The organism is Nocardia sp. NPDC004123, from assembly GCF_053603795.1.
The window spans coordinates 86,681-107,675 of sequence record NZ_JBSGGG010000035.1; the positions used below are offsets into that span (position 1 = coordinate 86,681).

General features: G+C 69.0%; 22 protein-coding genes. 5 read left to right on the plus strand and 17 right to left on the minus strand.

All coding sequences use genetic code 11. The features are described from left to right. Positions 1-26: 26 nt before the first annotated feature. Positions 27-923: an alpha/beta fold hydrolase gene (locus tag ACWEQQ_RS39030; RefSeq protein ID WP_452351714.1), complete on the minus strand. Its 897-nt coding sequence runs from the start codon at positions 921-923 to the stop codon at positions 27-29. On the opposite strand from ACWEQQ_RS39030, the gene ACWEQQ_RS39035 reads away from it, so the two are divergent. From ACWEQQ_RS39035 to ACWEQQ_RS39050, 4 genes are all read left to right on the plus strand, one after another. Then, a complete protein-coding gene (locus ACWEQQ_RS39035; protein WP_452351715.1) occupies positions 909-3,887 on the plus strand; it encodes an AAA family ATPase in 2,979 nt (992 codons plus the stop codon). The two genes, ACWEQQ_RS39030 and ACWEQQ_RS39035, sit on opposite strands and share 15 nt — an antisense overlap. Positions 3,888-3,975: 88 nt before the next feature. Beyond that, the gene (locus ACWEQQ_RS39040) at positions 3,976-4,845 is read left to right on the plus strand and encodes an alpha/beta fold hydrolase (RefSeq protein WP_452351716.1); all 870 of its coding nucleotides are present in this window, start codon (positions 3,976-3,978) and stop codon (positions 4,843-4,845) included. Then, positions 4,842-6,524 (plus strand): FAD-dependent oxidoreductase, encoded by a 1,683-nt coding sequence (locus tag ACWEQQ_RS39045; protein WP_452351717.1) that lies wholly within the window; start codon positions 4,842-4,844, stop codon positions 6,522-6,524. Before ACWEQQ_RS39040 ends, ACWEQQ_RS39045 begins: the two co-directional genes overlap by 4 nt. Before the next feature lie 183 nt (positions 6,525-6,707). Then, positions 6,708-7,079 carry a nuclear transport factor 2 family protein gene (locus tag ACWEQQ_RS39050; RefSeq protein ID WP_452351718.1) on the plus strand — a complete coding sequence of 124 codons (372 nt, stop codon included), beginning with the start codon at positions 6,708-6,710 and terminating at the stop codon, positions 7,077-7,079. 13 nt (positions 7,080-7,092) lie between these two features. Here ACWEQQ_RS39050 and ACWEQQ_RS39055 read toward each other — a convergent pair whose 3' ends face one another. Genes ACWEQQ_RS39055 through ACWEQQ_RS39065 form a run of 3 tightly spaced genes read right to left on the minus strand, consistent with a single transcriptional unit; the run spans position 7,093 to position 8,481 of the window. Further along, positions 7,093-7,545 (minus strand): MaoC family dehydratase, encoded by a 453-nt coding sequence (locus ACWEQQ_RS39055; protein ID WP_452351719.1) that lies wholly within the window; start codon positions 7,543-7,545, stop codon positions 7,093-7,095. Positions 7,546-7,566: 21 nt separating this feature from the next. Next, positions 7,567-8,004, minus strand: a complete 438-nt coding sequence (locus ACWEQQ_RS39060; protein ID WP_452351720.1) for a tautomerase family protein — start codon at positions 8,002-8,004, stop codon at positions 7,567-7,569. Positions 8,005-8,040: 36 nt separating this feature from the next. After that, positions 8,041-8,481 (minus strand): ester cyclase, encoded by a 441-nt coding sequence (locus ACWEQQ_RS39065; RefSeq protein WP_452351721.1) that lies wholly within the window; start codon positions 8,479-8,481, stop codon positions 8,041-8,043. Between the two features lie 156 nt (positions 8,482-8,637). On the opposite strand from ACWEQQ_RS39065, the gene ACWEQQ_RS39070 reads away from it, so the two are divergent. Then, positions 8,638-9,063, plus strand: a complete 426-nt coding sequence (locus ACWEQQ_RS39070) for an SRPBCC family protein (protein ID WP_452351722.1) — start codon at positions 8,638-8,640, stop codon at positions 9,061-9,063. Positions 9,064-9,134: 71 nt separating this feature from the next. On the opposite strand, the gene ACWEQQ_RS39075 is transcribed toward ACWEQQ_RS39070, so the two are convergent. From ACWEQQ_RS39075 to ACWEQQ_RS39135, 13 genes are read right to left on the minus strand one after another with little or no spacing between them, the layout of a single operon-like run. Beyond that, positions 9,135-9,911, minus strand: a complete 777-nt coding sequence (locus ACWEQQ_RS39075; protein ID WP_452351723.1) for a DUF6390 family protein — start codon at positions 9,909-9,911, stop codon at positions 9,135-9,137. 19 nt (positions 9,912-9,930) lie between these two features. Further along, positions 9,931-11,001: a hydrogenase expression/formation protein HypE gene (gene hypE, locus ACWEQQ_RS39080; protein WP_452351724.1), complete on the minus strand. Its 1,071-nt coding sequence runs from the start codon at positions 10,999-11,001 to the stop codon at positions 9,931-9,933. Further along, entirely contained in the window at positions 10,994-12,106 is a 1,113-nt protein-coding gene (gene hypD / locus ACWEQQ_RS39085; protein WP_452351725.1) for a hydrogenase formation protein HypD, read from the minus strand. The genes hypE and hypD overlap by 8 nt, the downstream gene beginning before the upstream one ends. Beyond that, positions 12,103-12,444 (minus strand): HypC/HybG/HupF family hydrogenase formation chaperone, encoded by a 342-nt coding sequence (locus ACWEQQ_RS39090; RefSeq protein WP_452342265.1) that lies wholly within the window; start codon positions 12,442-12,444, stop codon positions 12,103-12,105. The genes hypD and ACWEQQ_RS39090 overlap by 4 nt, the downstream gene beginning before the upstream one ends. 16 nt (positions 12,445-12,460) lie before the next feature. Next, positions 12,461-14,785 carry a carbamoyltransferase HypF gene (gene hypF / locus ACWEQQ_RS39095; RefSeq protein ID WP_452351726.1) on the minus strand — a complete coding sequence of 775 codons (2,325 nt, stop codon included), beginning with the start codon at positions 14,783-14,785 and terminating at the stop codon, positions 12,461-12,463. Next, positions 14,782-15,024 (minus strand): HypC/HybG/HupF family hydrogenase formation chaperone, encoded by a 243-nt coding sequence (locus ACWEQQ_RS39100; RefSeq protein WP_354844185.1) that lies wholly within the window; start codon positions 15,022-15,024, stop codon positions 14,782-14,784. The genes hypF and ACWEQQ_RS39100 overlap by 4 nt, the downstream gene beginning before the upstream one ends. A 3-nt stretch (positions 15,025-15,027) precedes the next feature. Further along, a complete protein-coding gene (locus ACWEQQ_RS39105) occupies positions 15,028-15,483 on the minus strand; it encodes a hydrogenase maturation protease (protein WP_452342345.1) in 456 nt (151 codons plus the stop codon). Between the two features lie 24 nt (positions 15,484-15,507). Next, positions 15,508-15,627 (minus strand): DUF6893 family small protein, encoded by a 120-nt coding sequence (locus ACWEQQ_RS39110; RefSeq protein WP_379388039.1) that lies wholly within the window; start codon positions 15,625-15,627, stop codon positions 15,508-15,510. A 15-nt stretch (positions 15,628-15,642) separates the two neighbouring features. Further along, positions 15,643-16,968, minus strand: coding sequence for a hypothetical protein (locus ACWEQQ_RS39115; RefSeq protein ID WP_452351727.1), 1,326 nt, complete (start codon positions 16,966-16,968; stop codon positions 15,643-15,645). Beyond that, positions 16,968-17,612, minus strand: coding sequence for a DUF6084 family protein (locus tag ACWEQQ_RS39120; protein ID WP_452342262.1), 645 nt, complete (start codon positions 17,610-17,612; stop codon positions 16,968-16,970). Before ACWEQQ_RS39120 ends, ACWEQQ_RS39115 begins: the two co-directional genes overlap by 1 nt. Continuing rightward, complete coding sequence (locus ACWEQQ_RS39125) at positions 17,609-18,244, minus strand: DUF5947 family protein (RefSeq protein ID WP_452342261.1); 636 nt, start codon at positions 18,242-18,244, stop codon at positions 17,609-17,611. Before ACWEQQ_RS39125 ends, ACWEQQ_RS39120 begins: the two co-directional genes overlap by 4 nt. Continuing rightward, positions 18,241-19,158, minus strand: coding sequence for a NifU family protein (locus ACWEQQ_RS39130; protein ID WP_452351728.1), 918 nt, complete (start codon positions 19,156-19,158; stop codon positions 18,241-18,243). The genes ACWEQQ_RS39125 and ACWEQQ_RS39130 overlap by 4 nt, the downstream gene beginning before the upstream one ends. Before the next feature lie 30 nt (positions 19,159-19,188). After that, positions 19,189-20,985, minus strand: coding sequence for a nickel-dependent hydrogenase large subunit (locus ACWEQQ_RS39135; protein WP_452342259.1), 1,797 nt, complete (start codon positions 20,983-20,985; stop codon positions 19,189-19,191). Between the last annotated feature and the right edge of the window lie 10 nt (positions 20,986-20,995).

Consider the following 20,995-nt stretch of genomic DNA (forward strand, 5'->3'; position numbering starts at 1 on the left):
AGCGCGGCACTCTCTTTCGTTGATGCTCACCGTTTTTCATCGATGGAGTCGATCGATTCGACGAACTCGGTAATGGCTCGGGCCAGGGACACCGGTTGTTCCTCGGCCGGCCAATGACCGGCATCGGGGATCATGGCGGTGCGGACGTCCGCGACTCCGACGTCATGGAGCCCTTGCGCGACGGTGTCGGTGACGGTGGCGTGGGAGAACTCGCTGAACGCGAGCAGGATCGGCACCTCGAGCGACTCGGTGGCGTGCTGATTGTCGGCGATGTCGAGTGGTAGCGCACGAAACATCTTGAATCCCGCGGTAAGACGATCCGCACCCTGATAGCCCGACGCGTAGGTGGCGATGTCGGTGTCGCCGATCGCCTCCGGGTGCGCGGCGAAGCGGTCGATGAATCGGCGGAAGTACTCACGCTCGTTGCCCTGGACCAGGTGCTGGGCGGTGAAACGGCCGCAGGAGGTGTCGCTGTGGAAGCCGAGATGCCAGTAGGCCGGCGAGCGGGTGACGTCCTCCCATCCGGCGATGCCGGGCAGCGCCGTATCGACGCTGACCAGTCCCCGGACGGCGGCGGGATACCGGCGAGCGAAGGCATAGCCCACGAGCGCACCCATGTCGTGCCCGACCAGGAACACCCGGCCCAGGCCCAGATCCTCCAGTGCGGCATGCACATTCGCCGCCATCGTGACCTTGTCGAACGCGTGCGGCTGGGGCGCGGATCGGCCCACTCCGGGCAGGTCCAGGGCCACCGCGGAACAGAGTTCGTCCAGCAGTGGAAGCACCCGGCGCCACGCGTGGGACGTCTGCGGCCAGCCGTGGAGGAACACTGTCGAATGCGCGCCGCGGCCACTGCGCTGCCAGCCCAGCTGCGGTCCCGCCCCGGGAGGCTGCGACGCGAGCGCGCCATGCGCGTCGTGCATGCCTCCTCCTCGGTCCTGCCGCGCGTGAAGCCATACGACGGCCTGCATGGTCCCGCACACGGATCGTCGCCCCAGTATCGAGCGAGCGCGTCGGGGCGTCTCTACCGCAAACAGGTGAGGCGAGCCGCCCCGTCGGGCACCGATTGGGCGAATTCGCGATGCCGGAGCTCGAGCGGCCGCGCAGAATGGGTATTCCAGGGTGGCTGCGGGGAAAGGCGGTGTCCGTTGCATTCCGAGCCGTTGCGAGGCCGGAGCGAACCGATGCGGCGTGCGCTGGCGGTGCTGCGAGGCGCGAGCAGGCACGGCAGCGGCGGGATCATCTGGATCACCGGTGCCGCCGGGCTCGGCAAGACGGCGCTGCTGTCGGAGATATGCCGACAGGCCGAGCGCACCGGCATGCTTGTCGCGACCGGTCGCTGTGACATCGTGGCGCAGGTCCAGCCGGGTGCGCCGGTGCTGGGGCTGTTACGTTCCGGACGAGATCCCTTGCTGGCCACCGCCGACTACGCGGGCATCGTCGCGCACTCGGCAGAACCGCTCCTCCTGGTCGAAGCCGTCGCCTCGGCGCTCGAGGACCGCGCCGCTACCGCCCCGCTGTTGCTCGCCGTCGACGATGTGGACCGCGCCGATCGGGTCAGCCAGTTCCTCCTGTGCACCGCGATTCCACGCCTGGCCGGGCTGCCCGTCGTCTGGGTGCTGACAACCCGGGATGACAATGCGGAAGCCGATCTCCCCGGACACGGACTCGCCGCTGTCGAACAGATTCGGCTGTGCCCGCTGGCGCTACCGGACCTGGCGATGATCGCGCAGGATCGGCTGGGTCACCTGCCCGACCAGCGGCTGCGCGGATACCTCGATGCCATCGACGGCAATCCCACACTGGCCGTCCAGATCATCGACAATGTTGCTCGGGCCACCGCCCGCGACGACTCCGATACCGTATCGGTGGAATTCACGGCGGCCATTGCCGCCAGGCTGGCACAGCTCAGCGCCGCCGCGCGGGATCTCGTGCAGACCGTCGCCATCGCAGGCCGTGCGGTTCCGGTGCCCGACCTTCGCAGGCTCGGTACCGCGAGCTCCGAACAGTGGCTCCCACAAGCCCTTTCCGGCGCCTTGAAGTCGGGACTGCTGCGCGCCGAGGGCGAGCGCGTGGACTGCCGGCATGACCTGGTGCGTGCGGCGGTGTGCGCCGGTATTCCGGCCGCGCACGCTCGACGGCTGCATCGCAACTGCGCCGTCTACTACCTCGCCGCCTCCGAAGAACTCATCGCCGCCGCGCACGCGCGGGAAGCGATCGGTCCCGGCGATCTGCCCGGCGCCACGGCCATGGTTCAGGTCGCCGAATCCCTGGTGGCTACCCACCCCGAGGAGGCCGGGGAACTGGGGGCGCTCGCCTTCCGGACCGTTCGCCCCGACCAGCCCGCATGGCTCGACCTCAGCAAACGGTGCCTGTCGGTGCTCTGCCGCACCCAGCGTTCCACCGAGGCCATCACCGTCGCCGACCTGATTCTCGCTCGCCTGGACGACAACACCCTGGCCGCTGAAGTGGAAACCCAAGTGGCCCAGGCACTGTGGCTGAGCGGTCGCATCAGCGATCTCGTCACCCGCACCGAGCGGGTCCTCGGCACCCGAACCCTCGAGCCCACCGTCACCGCCCGCCTGCGCGCTGCCGCTGCCCTGGCCAACACCCGCATCGCCCGCGGACCCGCCGCCATCCGCGTCAGCGAGGCCGCGCTCGACCTCGCCCGAACAGTCGACGACCGCGAAGCGCTCGGCCTGGCCCTGCAGGCGGCCGGTGAGGCCGCGAAGAACGATGCCCGCCACCTCACGGCACTGGGCCACTTTCGCGAACTCCGCGCTCTCGGCGGGGTCTCCTACCTGGCCGAGGAGATCATCGAGCTGCAGTTCCTCGACCGTTACGACCATGCACAGGCGCTGCTCGATCAGGCCCGCACCGACCACTCCACGACCGAAGCCATCCTGCCGGCCCTGAGTGGCAGCGAAATGTGGCTGCACTTCAATCTCGGACGCCTCCACCGAGCAGATGCCGCAGCCCGCGCGCTCATCGAGCTCGGCCGCACGCTCGGCAACACCGAGCAGGCCTGCGACGCCGCCATGGTGAGCGTCGCGGTGGCGTTGTTGCAGGGCGACATCGAGCGCGCGGACCAGCACATCCGGACCACCGACGAGATCGTTCGAGGCGGCGACCACACCCGCAAGCCCGTGGTCGGGGTCATGCGCGGCTGGCTCGCCGCCGCCCGCGGTGACTTCGAGAACGCCATGGCCACCTGGCGGCCCGTCCTGGACGGGGCCGGGGTGTGCAACGGCTACTGGCCACTGTGGCCGTGCTGGACGGGCCTGTTCTTCAAGATCGGCGACACCGCCATGGATCACGAATTCACTTCTCTGGCAACAGCGGTCGCGGAAGTGGCGGCGAGCCGGAATCCGGGGGTCGCCAGTTTCGAGGGCATGGCGTTGAACCTGCGCGGCCGCAACAGCGGCGACCTGGACCTCATCGGCCGTTCCGCCCAGGTTCTCGCCCGCAGCCCGCGCCCGCTGCTGCGGGCCTGCGGAGCCGAATCCTACGGGCGGGCCCTCCTCGCCGCCGGTGACCGCATCCACGGCCTGGCCGAACTGGACCGCGCGTGGGAGGAATTCCACACCATGCATGCCCTGGCCAAGACCGCCGAGATCCAGAACGTGATGCGTGCGGCCGGTGCTCGCCGTTCCAAATGGCTTGTCACACTGCATCACTCGACGGACGGCTGGGCCTCGCTGACGCCCTCGGAACGCCGGGTCGCGGCCCTCATCGGCGCGGGGCACACCAATAAGTCCGCGGCCGCCGAGCTCGGCATCTCGGTCAACACCATCGGCACCCATCTGCGTTCGGCGTTCACCAAGCTCGGTATCCAGTCCCGGGTCCAGCTCGCGAACACCCTGCACAGCTTGCCGTCACACGAATAGGTGAGTGATCGTCGTGCTGGGGAATGACAACCTGGTCCGACCGATCGGCAACGGCCCGCTGACCGACAGTCCAGCGAAGGGAAGCGACATGACCTCAACCGCGCTCAGCTACGCGGCCGCCCCCAACAGGGTGGTGCGCGCGGGCAACGGCATCGACTACGCCTACCGCGAAATCGGGAGCGGCACAGTGCCACTGGTGTTGCTGCAGCACTTCCGCGGCAATCTGGAGAACTGGGATCCGGTACTCGTCGACGCCCTCGCCGCTGGGCGGCGCGTCGTCGCGTTCGACAACACGGGCGTGGGCGCCACCAGCGGCGCGACTCCCACGACGATCACCGAGATGGCGCGCGACGCCATCGCTTTCCTCGCGGCCCTCGATGTCCCGCAGGTGGATATCCTGGGCTTCTCGATCGGCAGCTTCGTCGCCCAGGAGATCGCCCTGATCCGGCCCGACCTGGTGCGCAAGCTAGTCCTGGCGTCCTCGGCGCCACGCGGCGGCGCGGGAATGCACGGGTGGGCTCCCGAGGTGATCGGTGCGGTGGGCACACTCCAGACCGCACCGAAGGGATATCTCGATGTCTTCTTCACCTCCTCCCCCGCCAGCCGGAAAGCCGGTGAGGAAACCCTCGGCCGCATCTACGGCCGCACCACCGACGCCGACCAGCCCACCTCCTGGGAGACCCGGCAGGCGCAGTACGACGCCGTGTGCGAGTGGGGCATTCCCGATCACGCGGCGTTGCAGCGGGTCAGTGCGATCACGCATCCGGTATTCATCGCCAACGGCGACAGCGACCCGATGATCCTGCCGCATTTCTCGTACCTGCTCGCCGGGCTGATTCCGCAGGCGCGCATCAAGATCTATCCCGATTCGGCGCACGGATTCCTCTTCCAGCACGCCCGGGAATTCGCCGCCGATGTCAGCGACTTCCTCGGCGACACCGACGGGTCGACCCCATGAGCCCTGCCGCGCCCGCGCACGATCCCGAAGCCGACCGCTTCCCCGTCCTGTCCGATGCACAACTCGAGCGGGTGCGCGGATACGGCAGCGTCGAGGTCGTGCAGCCGGGCGCGGTGCTGTACGGGACCGGGCAGCGGACCTACGACTTCATCGTGTTGACCACCGCCGCCGCGGAGATCGTGCGGGTGGCGACCACGGATCTGCCCGAGGCGCTGGTGGTTTCGTGCACGCCGGGTCAGTTCCTGGGCGAGCTGAACCTGCTCACCGGGCAGTCGACGTATCTGACCGCGCGGGTCACCGCGGCAGGCTCCATCATCCGGATCGACCCGGCCGCGTTCCGCCGGCTGATGGACGAGGACACCGAACTGTCGGACCTTATCCTGACCGCATTCCTCGCCCGCCGCAGCGAACTCCAGTCCGGCGCCGCCGCGCTCAGTGTGCGCATGCTCGGCAGCGAACTGTCTCGCGAGTCGCTGGCGCTGCGCTCCTGGGCCGCGCACGCGCGCATCGCCTATACCTGGTTCGACATCGACAGCGTCGCGGGCGCGGCGCTCGCGCGGACGATCGGCGTCACCGACGAACGGCTGCCCGCGGCGGTGACGCCGACCGGGGTGATCACCGACGCGACTCCGGCGCAGGTCGCCGCGGCCCTCGGCCTCGCGTATTCGGCCGAATCCGAACCTGATTCGGCCGCAACGGATCTGATCATCGTGGGGGCGGGGCCCGCAGGGTTGGCCGCAGCCGTCTACGGCGCCTCCGAAGGCCTGCGCACGGTCGTGTTCGACGCGGTCGGGGTCGGCGGGCAGGCCAGTTCCAGCTCCCGCATCGAGAACTATCTCGGATTCGAGCACGGCATCAGCGGCGCGGATCTCACCGGCCGGGCCATGGTGCAGGCGCAGAAGTTCGGGGCCTCGCTGAACAGTCCGTGCCGGGTCGTCTCGGTGCGACGCACCGGTGCGCTGTTCGAGGTGACGCTGTCCGACGGCGCGGTCGCCTACTCGCGGGCGGTCATTCTCGCCGGAGGGGTGAAGTACCGGGCGCTGGACCTGCCGCGCTGGACGGATTTCGAAGGGCGCGGAATCTATTACGCGGCCACCGAAATCGAGGCCCGCACCTGCTCCTGCACCCCGGTGGCGGTGATCGGCGGCGCGAACTCGGCCGGACAGGCCGCGTTGTTCCTGGCCGGCCGCGGGTGCATGGTCACCCTCGTGGTCCGATCGGGAGATCTGTCCGCCGGGATGTCGAGCTACCTCGCCCACCGCATCGAGGCCAACCCCGCGATCGACATCCGGCTCGGCACCGAGGTCGCCGCACTGCACGGCGACGATCGTCTGGCCGGAATCACCGTGTCCGGCAAGAACACACCCGAACCCCAGCGGCTCCCGTGTTCCGGCCTGTTCTGTTTCATCGGCGCCGACCCGGAGACCTCCTGGCTCGCCGACATCCGCCTCGACCCCGACGGATTCGTTCTCACCGACGTCGCGCTCGGCCCCGGCACCGCGGAAGACATGTGGGACACCCTGGGCCGCGGCCCCCTCCCGTTCGAGACCAGCGTGCCGGGCATCTTCGCGGTCGGCGACATGCGCGCCGGATCGATGAAGCGCATCGCCGCCGCCGTCGGCGACGGCGCCGGCAGCGTCCGATCGGTACACGAATTCATCGGCCTCGCCGGCATGTGATCCGAACCCACGGCGTGGCGTCGCGACCGATCTGATCGGCCCGGTACGTAGGCTGTCGTGACGACCGGCAACGAACGGGGCCGGGAAAATGATCTACCAGGCCTTCGACGTGCATCCGGGATTGTTCCCCGCAGGTACACGCGATCTCGAAGCGCAGCATCCATCACTTCTGAGAGGACAGCCGTGACACTTTCCCCCGCCGACCTCATGCGCCGCAATCTGCTCGACGTCTTCAACGAGCCCGACCCGGCACGCCGCGCCGCGGCCATCGCCGAAACCTATGCCGCGGACGTGATCTGGCACGAGGCGGAACAAATCATGCACGGACGCAAGGAACTCGGACACCGCGCCGAGGAGCTGCGCGCCGAGAACCCGGACTGGGTCTTCCGCCCCGCGGGCCCGGCCGCCGAACTCGACGATATCGGCCAACTCGGCTTCCATTACGGTCCCGCGGACCAGCCCCCGGTTGTGGTCGGCATGGACATCGCCCGCACCCAGGACGGCACCATCATCGAGCTCTACACCATCGTCACCGAGATCCACGCGCCGGACTGACCGGGCCGGAGCGCTATTCCGGTTTCCGGAACACCAGGATCTTGCCCGTTGCCCGCTGCCTGATCTCGCCCTCCTGGTTGATCGTCAGGTACGCGGTGGTGACGATCCCGCGCGCGGCATCGGACCGGCCGACCTTCACCTCGGTGACGAGCGACTCGACGTGCAGTACGTCGCCGGGTCGCGTCGGCGTCGGCCACGCCAGCTGCTGCTCCACGCCGATGATGCCGTGCGCGATCGGCAGCCCACCGTCGACGAGCAACCGCATGGTGATCGCGGCCGTATGCCATCCACTGGCCGCCAGCCCGGCGAAAAACGTTCCCGCCGCCTGGGATTCACCGACATGGAACGGCTGCGGATCGTACGACTCGGCGAAGGAGACGATCTCCGCCGCGGTCACGGTGTAGGACGCGCTCCGGAAGCGATCCCCCACCCGAATATCGTCCAGCCACAGGGCCTGTGCGGTCACGACTGCTCCCGACCGACCGGATCACGCCGTGCCGGTGGCGATCTCGGCCAGCTGGGCGCGGGCGGCGGCGACCAGTTCCTCATTCGTGTTCGCGTGCCCCGCCAGCCCCCACCCACCGGGCACCGCCTCGGTCAGCAACACCCAGGTACGTTCGGCCAGCGACGGATCACCGGCGGCCTTCGCCACGAGATCGGTGGACTGCCGCACGACCGCCAGCTGCTTGTCGCGGTCGAGCGCGCCGGCATTGGTCAGCACCTGAACGCGCACATAGCCGTTGTCCCCGTCGACATTCGAGATCTGCTCGGCGGGCAGATCGTGGATGAAGGCCGCGGTGTTCTTCCGGAACATCGGAATATCCGGGACCTGCTCGATCGCCATCAGGGTGGCGGCGAGCTCCCGCGCGAGCTGCCGCGGATCACCGAACGTCCCCGGCACCGCGTACACGTCGATCATGGGCATGGTGGCTCCTCCCTCGATCCAGGGTTCAAGGACGTACTACGAGGCTTGCAGTTGCTCCAGCGCGGTCGCCCAGTTCTCGACGTGATAGCCCGTGGCGAGCTTTCCGTCGCGGACGGTGAACACGTCGATGGCCATGGTGCGGAAGGACTTACCGGTGGGCGCAGCGCCCCAGAACTCGGCCACGGGCGTGCCCGTCGCCTCGCCGCGCACGATCATCATGTCGTCGACAACATGGATGTCGACGACCTCCCACGCCAGATCCGGGACGGTCTCCCCCATCTGGGTGAACACCTCGCCCAGCTGGTCACGCGTCAGGAAATCCTGGTTGGTGTGGAACGACCGGTAGTCGTCGTTGCATGCCTCGGCCAGCAGTGCTGCGACGTCCTTCTCGGCCGGCCTGTTCAACGCGGCATACAGCGGCGCGGAGATCTTCCGCGCCTGCTCCACGGTCATCATCGATTCGTCGCTCTTGGTCATGGAGACGCTCCTCGTCGCAGGCATCATCTGATCCGGGCCATACCGGCGGCCGAAACGACAGCGTGCCCGATTCGCGCCGCCCAGGGCATCACACATTCAGGTGATAGGTCACTCGTCGTGCCGAGCCGATACCGGCGTGACCGCTAGAGTTCGGGAATGCCGGAAAAGATTCTCTGTAACACGTTCACCGTCCCCGCTCCGATGGAAGCGGCCTACGAGCATCTGATCCGGCCCGAGAACTACATCGGCCTGTCGCCACTCGTCGTGGCGGTCGAGGATGTCCAGGATGGCTCGTATGTTGCCGTCGAGCGGTTCCGGCTCCTCGGGCTGAAATACGACAACCGCATCCGGGTGTCGCTCGAGGGGACACCCGGTAAGGCGGTCTGGGGTGAGGTCAAGAGCCCCGGCGGCGTTCACATGGCCTACCGCTTCGAGCTCGCCGACGGCCCGGAAGGCACGCGCATCGAGGACGAACTCCGGCTGCGCACCCCGCTCGGACTGATGGCCTTCGCCTCCGGCCAGGCCCGCAAGGTCCAGCTGGCCCGCGCCACGATCCTGGCCGAGCGCCTCGGCCGATCCTGATCGGGTCCCAGTTGCGTTGGTACTCATCGAAATTCGACGGATGCCGACGTGGTCGAGGTCCGGGTGGGAATTCACCTGTCCGGCCTCGAGCCCACCGTCACGGCGGAACGGTCGAACGCCAGCCGCTCGTTGGTCACCCTGATCTGGCGCACGGTCGTGGTAGCGAGCGCCGCAGCTTGCACGGGTGATAGCCGCCCGCACAGGTGATTCCAGTGCACAGCGAGGATGTCGCCGGCCTCGACGTCCGGCACAGCGGCGTACCCGTCGTGCCAGACGTCCAGGCTCCGGTCCTCGGGCCTGGACAGGCCCAGACTCAGGCCGTTCCAGCTCAACCGGCGGGCACGGACCACAACCTGCGAATCGCTCCGATCGATCACTCGCGCCCAGGTGATCCGGCAGTCGTCGAGAATCCGCAGGGCCGGACCTTCACCCGCCGCATCGAGCAGCCGGGACCAGGGGTAGACGCCGAGCACGTGGAAACTGTGGTTGGGTGCGGCCTCCGTGGCCAGGCGGGCGCTCAGGTGCGCCCAATACTGTCCGGCGACCGGCCCGATGCGCGCGAGCAGGGCCGCGCCGACCTCGGCCGGATCCAGCGCGGCGCCGACTCCGCCACCGAGCCAATAGGATTCGACGAGCCGGGCGTCGAGGGGATCCTCGATCCCGGTGAGCGCGGACATCACGCACAGATACGGCCACGCCCCGGAGAACAGCGGTGCCGTCGCCCGCACCGCCGCGCTCGACCCGCCGCGCAGCCCGGCGGAGTCGGGCGGCCCGCAGTAGCCGAGCGCGTTCGGCGCGTAGGCGTAGCGCGCGAACATCTCGGTCCCGTCGACGTGGACCGGGTCCATGGGCGAATTCCCTTCCGCCTCAGCAGATTCTGGGTAACTGTTCACCGGCCGGCAGATCCACCACCCGGGTACCGCCGAGGGCGGTCCTGGCCACCACCATGCCCGGATGCTCGGACACACAGACGCCGATCGCAGCGGCCCGCGTCCCGAGCGGATGGGCGTGCATGGCGGCCAGCACCCGATCCGCGTCCTCGGCCGCGACGAACGCGACCAGCTTGCCCTCATTCGCGACGTACATCGGGTCGAGGCCGAGCAGTCCACAGGCGTCGCGGATCTCGGGCGGGATCGGGATGTCGTTCTCCTCCAGTGCCACACCGACTTTCGCGGTATGGGCGATCTCGTTGAGCGATGCGGCCAGACCGCCGCGCGTGGGGTCGCGCAGCACGTGCACGTCCGCGCCGGTGGCGAGCATGGCAGCCACCAGGCCGTGCAGCGGTGCGGTGTCACTGCACACCGTGGTCCCGAACTCCAGTCCCTCGCGACAGCTCAGCACCGCGACGCCGTGCAAGCCGATATCGCCGCTGACTATCACCACGTCCCCGGCACTCGCGCGCTGGGGACGGATGTCCACGCCCTCGTCGATCACGCCGATACCCGTGGTGTTGATGTACACCCGGTCGCCGTGCCCGGCGTCGACCACCTTGGTGTCACCGGTGACCAGGGTGACGCCCGCGCCGAGCGCGGCGGTACCCATCGCCCCGGCGATCTGCGCGATCTCGGCCAGCGGGGTGCCCTCTTCGAGGATGAACGCCGTCGACAGCGCCAGCGGTCGCGCACCGGCCATGGCCAGGTCGTTGACCGTGCCGTTGACCGCGAGCTCGCCGATCGATCCGCCCGGGAACACCATCGGTTTGACCACGAACGAGTCGGTGCTGAAGGCGAGCCTGGACTGCCCGACGGTGAGCACCGCCGAGTCCCCCATCCCGGCCTCGGCGGCCGCGCCGAAAGCGGGCAGGAACAGATGCTCGACCAGTTCCCCCGACATCGCGCCGCCGCCACCGTGCCCCATGACGATGGTGGGTGAATCCCGTAATGGCATGGGGCACACCCAGTTCGCCAGGTCGACGGGGGCCGAGATCTCCTCACGCATGGGCCACCTCCGCGGGCAGGTCCAGGCGCCGGTACAGGTAGTAGGCGGCGCACGCGCCCTCGGAGGAGACCATCGTGGCTCCGAGGGGGTTGCGTGGCGTGCACTGCTTGCCGAAGGCGGCGCACTCGTGCGGTTTGATCAGCCCTTGCAGCACTTCACCGGAACGGCAGATCGAGGACTCGGCGGTGTGCAGATCGCCGACGGCGAACCGCTGCTCGGCGTCGAACTCGCGATAGCGGTCCGAGAGCCGCCACCCACTGCGCGGTATCACGCCGATCCCGCGCCAGGCGCGGTCGGTGACCTCGAAGACGTCTTCGAGCATCGCCTTCGCGACCGGGTTGCCCGCTTCGGCAACGGCGCGCGGGTAGGCGTTCTCCACCTCGTGCCGCCCGGATTCGAGCTGAATGACGGTGCGCCGGATGCCTTCGAGGATGTCGAGCGGCTCGAACCCGGTGACCACGACCGGAACCCGATACTTCTCGGCGAGCGGCGGGTATTCGCGGGTACCCATCACCGTGCAGACATGTCCGGCGGCCAGGAACCCCTGCACCCGGCACGACGGTGATTCCATGATCGCGGCGATGGCGGGTGGCACCAGCACGTGCGAGACGAGCAGCGAGAAGTTCCGTATGCCAAGCCGTTTCGCCTGATAGACGGTCATCGCATTGGCGGGCGCGGTGGTCTCGAAGCCGATGCCGAAGAACACCACCTGCCGATCGGGGTTGGCCCGGGCCAGCTCGAGCGCGTCGAGCGGCGAGTACACCACCCGGACGTCTCCGCCTTCGCTCTTGACCCGGAACAGGTCCTTGGAGCTGCCCGGTACCCGCAGCATGTCGCCGAACGAGCAGAAGATCACGCCGGGCTGCGCGGCGATGTCGAGGGCTTTGTCGATCATGCCGAGCGGGGTCACACACACCGGGCAGCCGGGCCCGTGGATCATTTCGATCGTCTCGGGCAGCAGTTGGTCGATGCCGTGACGGATGATCGAATGCGTCTGCCCGCCACACACTTCCATGATCGCCCAGCGGCGTGTTGCGCTTTCCCGGATCCGCTCGAGGAGAACCCCTGCGAGCTGCGGGTTGCTGAATTCATCGAGGTACTTCACGACCCCACCTCCGGTTCATCCGACTCCTGCCCTGTCGACTCCTGCACTGTTTCGGGATTCGCCAGGCCCGCCTGCGCGGCCGCGATCTCGAATCCGTTCCCGAACTCCTCCTTCAGAACACCCAGATGCTCGAACTCGGCGAGTGTCCGCAGGGCGGATTCCTCGTCGAGCCGCTGAATGGCGAAACCGACGTGGACCACGACGTAGTCGCCGACCGCGGCGTCGGGGATGTATTGCAGGCATACGTCCTTCTGCACGCCGCCGAAGTCCACGATCGACATCAGGGTGCCATTGCGTTCTTGCAGGCTGAGAACCCTTCCCGGGACTGCCAGGCACATTTGCTGCTCCCTTCGCTCAACCCGCCTCGGCGGCGAGTAGTTGCCCGAATGCCAGGCCGCCGTCGTTGGGCGGCAACCGATGAGCGGTCAAGACTCGAAAACCGTTGTCCACCAGCAGTCCACGCGCGGCCGACAGCAGCAGCGCGTTCTGGAACACGCCGCCGGTCAGGACGACCGGGGTGGCCGGGGTGGCGTAGTCGGCCGCGAGGCCGAGGACCAGCCGCGCGACCGCGTCGTGGAAGCGCGCCGCGATGATCCCCACCGGGACGCCCGCCCGCACATCGCCGATCACGGCGCCGATCACCGGGGCGGCGTCGAACACCGACGGACCGTCCCCGTCTCCGGCCCGATCCGGCCTCGCGAACCGGTAATGCCCGGACTCCGGGTCCACCCCGCGCGCATGCCATTCCAGTTCGATCGCGGCCTGCGCCTCGTAGTCGACCTCGAACCGGACCCCGGCCAATGCCGCGACGGCGTCGAACAGCCGACCCATACTCGATGTCGGCGCGCTGCCCAGTCCGGTGTCCAACTGGTGGGCGAGCACGGCCCGTTCGGCGGGCGGGCACGCAGCCACCGCGGGAATATCCTCGGCCCATTCGATTCCGGCGGCGCGCAGGTGCGCCAGCGCCATGCGGTAGGGGCGGCGCACGCTCACGTCGCCGCCGGCCAGCGGTACGTAGCGCAGATGCGCCAGCCGCCGGTAGCCCTTGTATCCGGCCGCCAGCACCTCGCCGCCCCAGATCGCGCCGTCCGGCCCGAATCCGGTGCCGTCGAAGGCGATTCCGAGGACGGCGGCGGCCGGATCGAGGCCGTGTTCGCCCATGACCGCCGCGATGTGCGCGTGATGGTGCTGCACGGTGCGCACCGGCCGCTCGCCCGCCTGTTCCCGGGCCCACGCGGTCGAGCGGTAGCGCGGGTGGGCGTCAGCGGCCAGGACGACCGGTCGCACGCCGGTCAGCTCCTCGAGATGGCGTTCGGCGTCGGTGAAGGCGCGCAGCGTCGCCAGATCGTCCATATCGCCGATGTGCTGGCTGAGCCAGGCATAGCGCCCGTCGCCGACGGCACAGGTGTTCTTGAGATCCGCACCCACCGCGAGCGTGGGCTGGACCGGCAGCGGCAGGGCCAGGGGCAGCGGGGCGAATCCGCGGGAACGACGCAACGGCAGTTCCATGCCGTCGACCACCCGCAGTACCGAATCGTCGCAGGGCACCAGGATGGGACGGTCGTGCGCGAGCCAGGCGTCCGCCAGACCCGTCAGCCGGGTCCGGGCGTCGGCGTCGTCGTAGCAGATGGGTTCGCCACCGAGGTTCGCCGAGGTCATCACGAGCACCCGGGGGCCGGGCGGGTCGCCGGGCAGGCCGAAGAGCAGCAGATGCAGCGGCGTGTAGGCGAGCATCACACCGAGATCGGGGTTGCGCGGGGCTACCGACGGCGCGATGGTGAATTCCGGTGCACGCCCGCCGGTTTCGGTACCGAGGGCCCGGCGCGCCCGTGGCAGCAGCACGATGGGCCGGGCGGGCCCGGTCAGCAGTCGGGCGGCCGTCTCGTCGATCTCGGCGATACGCCGTGCCGTATCGAGATCCGCCGTCATGACGGCGAACGGCTTGTCCCCGCGGCGTTTCCGCCGGCGCAGCTCGGCGACAGCCGTCTCGTTCCCGGCGTCGCAGGCCAGGTGGTACCCGCCGATGCCCTTGACGGCGAGAATTCCGCCGCCGCGCAACAACTCTCGCGCGGCGGCGACCGGATCACCGGCGCCCGGGCCGGTGTAGGACAGCCGGGGACCACAGTCGGGGCAGGCGATGGGCTGCGCGTGGAAGCGCCGGTCGACGGGATCGGCGTACTCGCCGGCGCACCGCGCGCACATCGGGAAGCCGGCCATGCTGGTGCGATCGCGGTCGTAGGGCAGGCTCGCGATGATGGTGAACCGGGGACCACAGTTGGTGCAGTTCACGAAGGGGTGCCGGTAGCGCCGGTTGCCCGGATCGCACAGATCGGCGACACACTCGGCGCAGATCGCCACATCGGGTGAGGCCAGTGTGCGCCCGGTCCCGTCCCGGCTGGTCGCGGCGATGTGGAAGCCGGTGCCGCCACGGACCGGAATCTCGAGGCACTCGACGGATTCGACGACCGCCAGCGGCGGCGCATCCGACCGCACCCGCCGCACGAACTCCGCCAGATCCGCTGTCGCGCCCTCGATTTCGATGATCACGCCGCAGCTGTCGTTGGACACCGAGCCGGCCAGCGACAGTTCGGCGGCGGTGGTGTACACGAACGGCCGGAAGCCGACACCCTGAACCACGCCGCGCACCACCACGCGGCGGCGGCCGCGCCCGGCGCTCATGGCGCGTCTCCCTGGCGCAGCAGCCGCAGCCCGTCCAGGGCCGCGGCCGCACCGGCCGCGTCGGTCTTCTCCACCGCCAGGCCCATGTGAATGATCACCCAGTCACCGGGCCGGACCGGATCCTGGTCCAGCAGGCCGACATTCACCTTCCGCTGCTCACCGGAAACGTCGACGAGCGCGATCTGGTCGTGATAGCCGTCGAGGATCTCCACGACCAGGCCGGGAATTCCGAGGCACACGGCTCACACCTCCTGCCGGGCGAGTAGTTCGGCCAGCACGTCGCCGATCGCGGCGACCGCGACGGGCACGGCGGCGGCGACCACGTCGGTCAGTCCCATACGCTCGTCGACCGAGCACACCTGGCAGCCCACCACGACCGTCGGCGGCACCGCGCCGCCGAGTGCGCGCACGGTCTCGAAGACGGCCTCCGGGTGCATGGCGTGCCCGTCGAATCCGGCAGCGCCGCTGCCGGATTCGGCACGGAAGACCTCCACGCGTCCCGGTTCGCCGCGATCGGGGATGGCGTCCACCAGCACCAGCGCGTCCCATCCGTCGAGCAGGTCGTAGGCCAGGTGCAGGCCCCGGATGCCGTAGTCGGTGACGCGCACGCCGGCGTCGTGGTCCGGCGGCAACCGCCGGACCACCTCGGATCCGAATCCGTCGTCGCCGAGGAACATATTGCCGATCCCGGCGACCAGTACCCGTGTCGTGCGATCACCCGCTCACATGTGCCGTATCCGGAAGTACCTGCGGATATCGGGGATGGACACAAGGCCCACAGCGACCGCGAACAACGCGGCCAGGGCGACGATCACTATCGCGACCACTCCTACCGTTGCCATGTCCGGCCCTTCCTTTCACTCGGGCGAGCCGTCCAGCGGCTCGATCTCATCGGGGGCGAAGTACAGGTAGCGCCCGTACCATTCGTGCAATTCGGCCGCGGGGTCGTCCTCGGCGACCACGCCGACGTGCACCCCGCCGTCCACGTCCTCGTGCACCGTGACCACCCTGGCGGTGCGGCCGGCATAGAACAGGTCCTGCGCGTCGGCGCGGCGCCCGGGATGCAACCGCACCCGGCTGCCCTTGCGCACCAGCACCCCGGCCACCGCCACCGCGTCGGTGTCGGGCGCGACGGCGCCGTCGGTCACCGGATCCCACCAGTCGACGCCGTCGGCCAGCGTGGGCAGCACCCGTGGCGACGGGTCCTCCCGCAGCACTCCGTGCAGGGATCCCTGTCGCTCGGCGTCGAGGCTCTCGCAGCGATCGATGATCTCGGCGGCGAGCGGATCGGTGGCACGCGCCTCGCGTTTCTCGTCGTCGGTCATGGTCAGCACACGCAGCGACAGGATCTCGTCGATCTCGGTGGAGTCGAACAGCGGGCCCTGGCTCTGCGGGGCGATCTCGGGATGGTCGTAGAGGATGATCGGGGAGACCAGCAGCAGCTCGTCCTGGCCGGGCGGACCCGCCAGCACCGGGAAACAGCGGTGGTGGCAACAGCTTTCGACAACATCCTCGGCGTCGGGGGGCGGATCGGTGAGCGAATGGAACCGCCCGCCGTCGAGCTCGACGATCAGGTGCGCGCCCAGCAGCGAGCGGGCCAGCGCGTCATCGGGGTCGGTGGCCGCCGCGCCGGTGTTGCGCAGGACGATACTCACTCGACGGTAGCCGCCGACGTCGTCCACCGACAGTTCGAGCTCGCCGCGGAGCGGCTCCCGGGTGCGCAGCAACGTGCCGACCACGCCGCCGGTGTCGTCGCTGATCGCCGCACTCTCCTCCGCGCCGGGGACCGTGAACGGAAAAACGCTGTGCACCAGCGGTATCGGGCCGATGTCGTGTTCGTATTCGACGGCCTCGTCCCAGCTCAGCCAGGACCGGCCGGCGGCCTGGAGTTCCGCGACGGCGGTGCCGTCCGGGCTCCGGACCGTGCGCCGCTGCCGGTGCAGGAACCGCACCGCGACACTGATCCGCGCCGGCTCGCCGGCCGTGACCGGGAACTGCGTCGCGAGCTCGGACTCCTCGCCCAGCCCGGCGGCGGCCGCCCGCTCGGGTCCGAGCACACCGAACTGCCAGCGGCACACGTTCTTCCGGGCGCTCGCCCGGTACGGGTACAGCAGGTACCCCTCGTAGAGCACCGCGTCGGCCACCGCGCGCGCCGCCGCCCGGGCCGCGACATCGGCGCTCATCACGCACCCCCCGCGGCGAGCAACTCGCGCACCGCCTGGTCGTAGCCGAGCAGGCCACGACCGGATTTGAAGGCGGACAGCTCATCCAGTGTCTCGCGCGACAACCGCACCCAGCCCGCGTCCGGGAAGTGCGCGGCCATCAGATCCCGCCACACCGACACCGGCATGTCGAACCGGTCGTCGCGGTCCCACGGCACCTGCTGCACCGCGAAACCGGTTTCGCCCCTGATGAACACGGTGCCACTGAACAGGAACGACAGCGGTACCGTGCCGTCGCGCAGCGCGTGCAGGTACTTCGAACCCGCGACCTCGAGGTCGTAGGTGCACAGCATCGGCAGATCCACCTCGGTGCCACCGCTGGCGAAGCCGGGAACCATTGTCGCGCAATGCATCCACAGGAAGGAGCGTTGGGTGTCGGCCCAGCGCTCCCGGGGACCGAACAGATCGGTCAGGCCCGCGCCCTCCTCGTCGGTGTAGGAGCGCCGGTTCGGGTCGATACGCACCTGTGCGCGCAGGGCGATGGCGTGCACGGGCTCCTCGGACAGCGCGGCGATGCCGATCCGCGCCGACAGGGTCGGCGTCACGGCATACGGTTCGGGCCGGATGCCCAGGACCGCGAAGGTGATCGAGTAGGCCGGGCTCACGGCGTGCCTCCCACCACGCGGGCCCGCGCGGTCATGGCGGCGAGGAATTCCTCGATGTAGCGGCGCGCTTCCTGCCCGCCGTCGAATCCGCGCCACAGCAACCGCATGCGCCCGACGAATTCGTAGCAGGCGTCGATCGGCAGCAGCAGGCAGGTCGGGGTGCCGCCGCGCTCGGGCAGGTGGATCAGCACCGCCTCGACATCGTCGTCGGCCTGTGCGAGCTCGGGATGCCGATCCAGGATCGCGCTCCACTGGTCCATCGGCAGTTCGGATTCGGTGGCACCGGCCGGACCGGGATAGAACGCCACCGTGCGGCCGAGCGTGGAGTTGCGGAAGAAGAAGGCCAGGCCGACCGGAATCTGCAGGGCATCCCACTCCCCCGGGCCGATGCTGACCCCGGGGAAGGCGAGACAGCGATCCGGGACCGCCCGATACCGCAGGTTCGCGGTGCGGTCGGTGAACAGCAGATAGCAGGCTCGGCAGACGCACATGAGTTGTCTGCCTTCGATATTCACGACATGGCTGTGGGACTCGGCGATGGGTTCACCGCACATCTCACACCGCTCCCCCGCCGGCGCAGGGGCCGGCCGGGACGTCGCGAGCCTGCGCAGCACGCCGAAGGCGGGATTCATCCGGCCGCCTCCATCGGCACCGCCACCTGCGGTGTGCCCGAACGGATCAGGACCGGGAGCGGTTCCAGATGACCGTCGCCGTCCAGGCGCGCGCCGGCGTGCACGACGTCGAAGTGGGCCCGGCAGACCGGGCAGCGCAGCACGGCCGCGCCGGCCCCGAACCCGGCCCGGCGATGCAGCGCCGCTCCCGCCATCGAATTCCCGCACGACGGACAGTGATCGCGGTAGACGAACAGCTCGTCGCCGACCCGGCAGGCCACGACGGCCGCGCCGGCCAGCGCGAAACCACCCACCTCACCCGCGCCGAGCTGTGCCAGCTCGGGCGCCCCGATCCAGGTTCCGCCGTGCTCGCCGTTGGCATGGACGCGGGCCAGCAGCGACTCCGCCGGAATCACGCCGGTATTCGAATCCGGTTCGGACGCAACCACTTCGATGGTCTCGATCTCCGGCGCGGCGGCACGCACGGCGTCCTCCACCGCCAGCTCCAGGGTCACCCCGGAGGACGGGCAACTGCGGCAGCTGCCGGTGAAGGCCAGCCGCAGCACGCCGTCGGTCACCGCCACCACCGTCACGTCGCCACCGTGCGAGCCCAGGTATGGGCGCACCCCGTCCAGCGCCGCACGCACGCGGGTGAGCGTGTCGTGCGGGTGCAGTCCGTGTACCAGCAGCAGGCTGGCGATCAGGTCGTCGGCCGTCAGCCGTTCGACGGTCTCGGGATCGAGCAGCCGGACGGTCCGCTCGAGTCCCGCACCGTACAGGCCGACGATCTCCCCGACCAGTTCCTCGGCGCGCTCCCGCGCCACGGGCCCGGCGGCGGAAATCGCACCCAGCAGGGTGTCGATCCGCTCGCCGGCCTCGCGCCAGCGATCGGTGTCCGCGGCCTGAGCGCGGTGGTCCTCGAATCGGTCGTTCACCGCGCTCGCCTCCCGGTACCGGCTCGACCGCTACTCAGCGGTCAGCGCCTGGGTGGGTGAGTGGAGCAGGTCCAAGGACTTGCCACCACCCAGGTACATGTGCACACCGCAGGGCAGGCAGGGATCGAAACTGCGGACGGTGCGCATGATGTCGATGCCCTTGAAGTGCTCCCGATCGTTCTCCTCGAAGATCGGCTGTCCCTGCACCGCGTCCTCGTACGGTCCCGGAGTTCCGAAACTGTCGCGCGGGCTGGCGTTCCAGGGTGTGGGCGGATAGGGATGGTAGTTGGCGATCTTGCCGTCCCGGATCACCATGTGGTGCGACAGCACACCGCGCACGGCCTCGGTGAAACCGCAGCCGATGCTCTCGTCCGGCACCTCGAAATGCTCCCAGGTCTTGGTCCGCCCGGCCCGGATCTCTTCGAGCGCCTGCTCCGCGAAGTGCAGCGCGCACGCCGCGGCGTAGGCCTGGAAGTAGGTGCGGGCGCGGTTGCGCTCGATGGTGTTGCTGCCGAAAGCCGGTATCGTCCACTCCAATTCGACCGGACCCTTGAGCGCCGTCTTGGGCAGATTGATCTGCACGCTGTGGCCGGTGGACTTCACATAGCCGATGTCGACCAGCCCCGCCAGGGCGGTGGACCACAGTCGCGCGAGCGGTCCGCCACCGGTGTCGAGCGCGAGATGCTCCTTGCCGTCGAACCAGCGTGGCGACATCACCCAGCTGTACTTGTCCTCCAGGTCACGCTTCTGCGGGCTGGGATTGGTGTGCTGGTTCCACGGGTGGCGGCGGTCGATCGGATTGCCCAGCGGATCGTTCTTGACGAACATCTCCTGGTCGGTCCAGTCCTCGTAATACGAACTGCCCAAGAGGATTCGGAGACCGAGATTGATGTCCAGCAGTGAGTGGGTGATCAGTTTCCCGTCCACCACGATGCCGGGGGTCACGAACATCGCGTTGCCCCAGTTCTCCATGTCCTTGTAGGCGAAGTTGCACACCGCCGGATCCTGGAACGAACCCCAGCAGCCCAGCAGCGTGCGACGCAGGCCGACCCGGTTGTATCCGGGCAACGCCGCGTAGAAGAAGTCGAACAGGTCGTCGTGCATGGGGACGACCTTCTTCATGAACTCGACGTAGCGCATGAGCCGGGTCATGTAGTCGGTCATCAACTGGATGGTGGCGACCGTGCCGACCCCGCCGGGGTACAGCGTCGACGGGTGCACGTGCCGACCCTCCATGAGGCAGAACATCTCTCGCGTGTAGCGGCTGACCTGCAGCGCCTCGCGATAGAATTCGCCGGTGAAGGGGTTGAGCGCGCGCATGATGTCGGCGACCGTGCGATAGCCGTGCGCCTGCGCGTGCGGCGCCTCGGTCTTCTCGGCCAGGGCCAGCACGCCCGGGTTGGTCTCGGACACCATCTTCTCGCAGAAGTCCACGCCGACCAGGTTCTCCTGGAAGATGTTGTGGTCGAACATGTACTCGGCGGCCTCACCCATATTGACGATCCACTCGCCCAGATTCGGCGGCTTCACCCCGTAGGCCATGTTCTGGCAGTAGCACGAACAGGTGGCGTGGTTGTCGCCGCAGATGCCGCAGATGCGGCTGGTGATGAAGTGCGCGTCACGAGGATCCTTGCCGCGCATGAAGATCGAGTAACCGCGGAAGATCGAGGAGGTGCTGTGGCACTCGACCACCTCCCGATTCTCGAAATCGATCTTCGTGTAGATGCCCAGACTCCCGACGATGCGGGTGATCGGATCCCAGGCCATCTCGACGAGGGCATCCGGTTGGATCGTGCGGTGCGAGGGCTCGGGAATGATCTCGGTCATCGGATTGCCT

What these genes read in the sequence shown, in the direction of transcription:
- ACWEQQ_RS39035 (WP_452351715.1), top strand. Translation starts at nt 909, where the DNA reads ATGCGCGTCGTGCATGCCTCCTCCTCGGTCCTGCCGCGCGTGAAGCCA.
- ACWEQQ_RS39030 (WP_452351714.1), bottom strand. Translation starts at nt 923, where the DNA reads ATGCACGACGCGCATGGCGCGCTCGCGTCGCAGCCTCCCGGGGCGGGA.
- ACWEQQ_RS39040 (WP_452351716.1), top strand. Translation starts at nt 3,976, where the DNA reads ATGACCTCAACCGCGCTCAGCTACGCGGCCGCCCCCAACAGGGTGGTG.
- ACWEQQ_RS39045 (WP_452351717.1), top strand. Translation starts at nt 4,842, where the DNA reads ATGAGCCCTGCCGCGCCCGCGCACGATCCCGAAGCCGACCGCTTCCCC.
- ACWEQQ_RS39060 (WP_452351720.1), bottom strand. Translation starts at nt 8,004, where the DNA reads ATGCCCATGATCGACGTGTACGCGGTGCCGGGGACGTTCGGTGATCCG.
- ACWEQQ_RS39065 (WP_452351721.1), bottom strand. Translation starts at nt 8,481, where the DNA reads ATGACCAAGAGCGACGAATCGATGATGACCGTGGAGCAGGCGCGGAAG.
- ACWEQQ_RS39070 (WP_452351722.1), top strand. Translation starts at nt 8,638, where the DNA reads ATGCCGGAAAAGATTCTCTGTAACACGTTCACCGTCCCCGCTCCGATG.
- ACWEQQ_RS39075 (WP_452351723.1), bottom strand. Translation starts at nt 9,911, where the DNA reads ATGGACCCGGTCCACGTCGACGGGACCGAGATGTTCGCGCGCTACGCC.
- hypE (WP_452351724.1), bottom strand. Translation starts at nt 11,001, where the DNA reads ATGCGTGAGGAGATCTCGGCCCCCGTCGACCTGGCGAACTGGGTGTGC.
- ACWEQQ_RS39090 (WP_452342265.1), bottom strand. Translation starts at nt 12,444, where the DNA reads ATGTGCCTGGCAGTCCCGGGAAGGGTTCTCAGCCTGCAAGAACGCAAT.
- hypF (WP_452351726.1), bottom strand. Translation starts at nt 14,785, where the DNA reads ATGAGCGCCGGGCGCGGCCGCCGCCGCGTGGTGGTGCGCGGCGTGGTT.
- ACWEQQ_RS39110 (WP_379388039.1), bottom strand. Translation starts at nt 15,627, where the DNA reads ATGGCAACGGTAGGAGTGGTCGCGATAGTGATCGTCGCCCTGGCCGCG.
- ACWEQQ_RS39115 (WP_452351727.1), bottom strand. Translation starts at nt 16,968, where the DNA reads ATGAGCGCCGATGTCGCGGCCCGGGCGGCGGCGCGCGCGGTGGCCGAC.
- ACWEQQ_RS39125 (WP_452342261.1), bottom strand. Translation starts at nt 18,244, where the DNA reads ATGAATCCCGCCTTCGGCGTGCTGCGCAGGCTCGCGACGTCCCGGCCG.
- ACWEQQ_RS39135 (WP_452342259.1), bottom strand. Translation starts at nt 20,985, where the DNA reads ATGACCGAGATCATTCCCGAGCCCTCGCACCGCACGATCCAACCGGAT.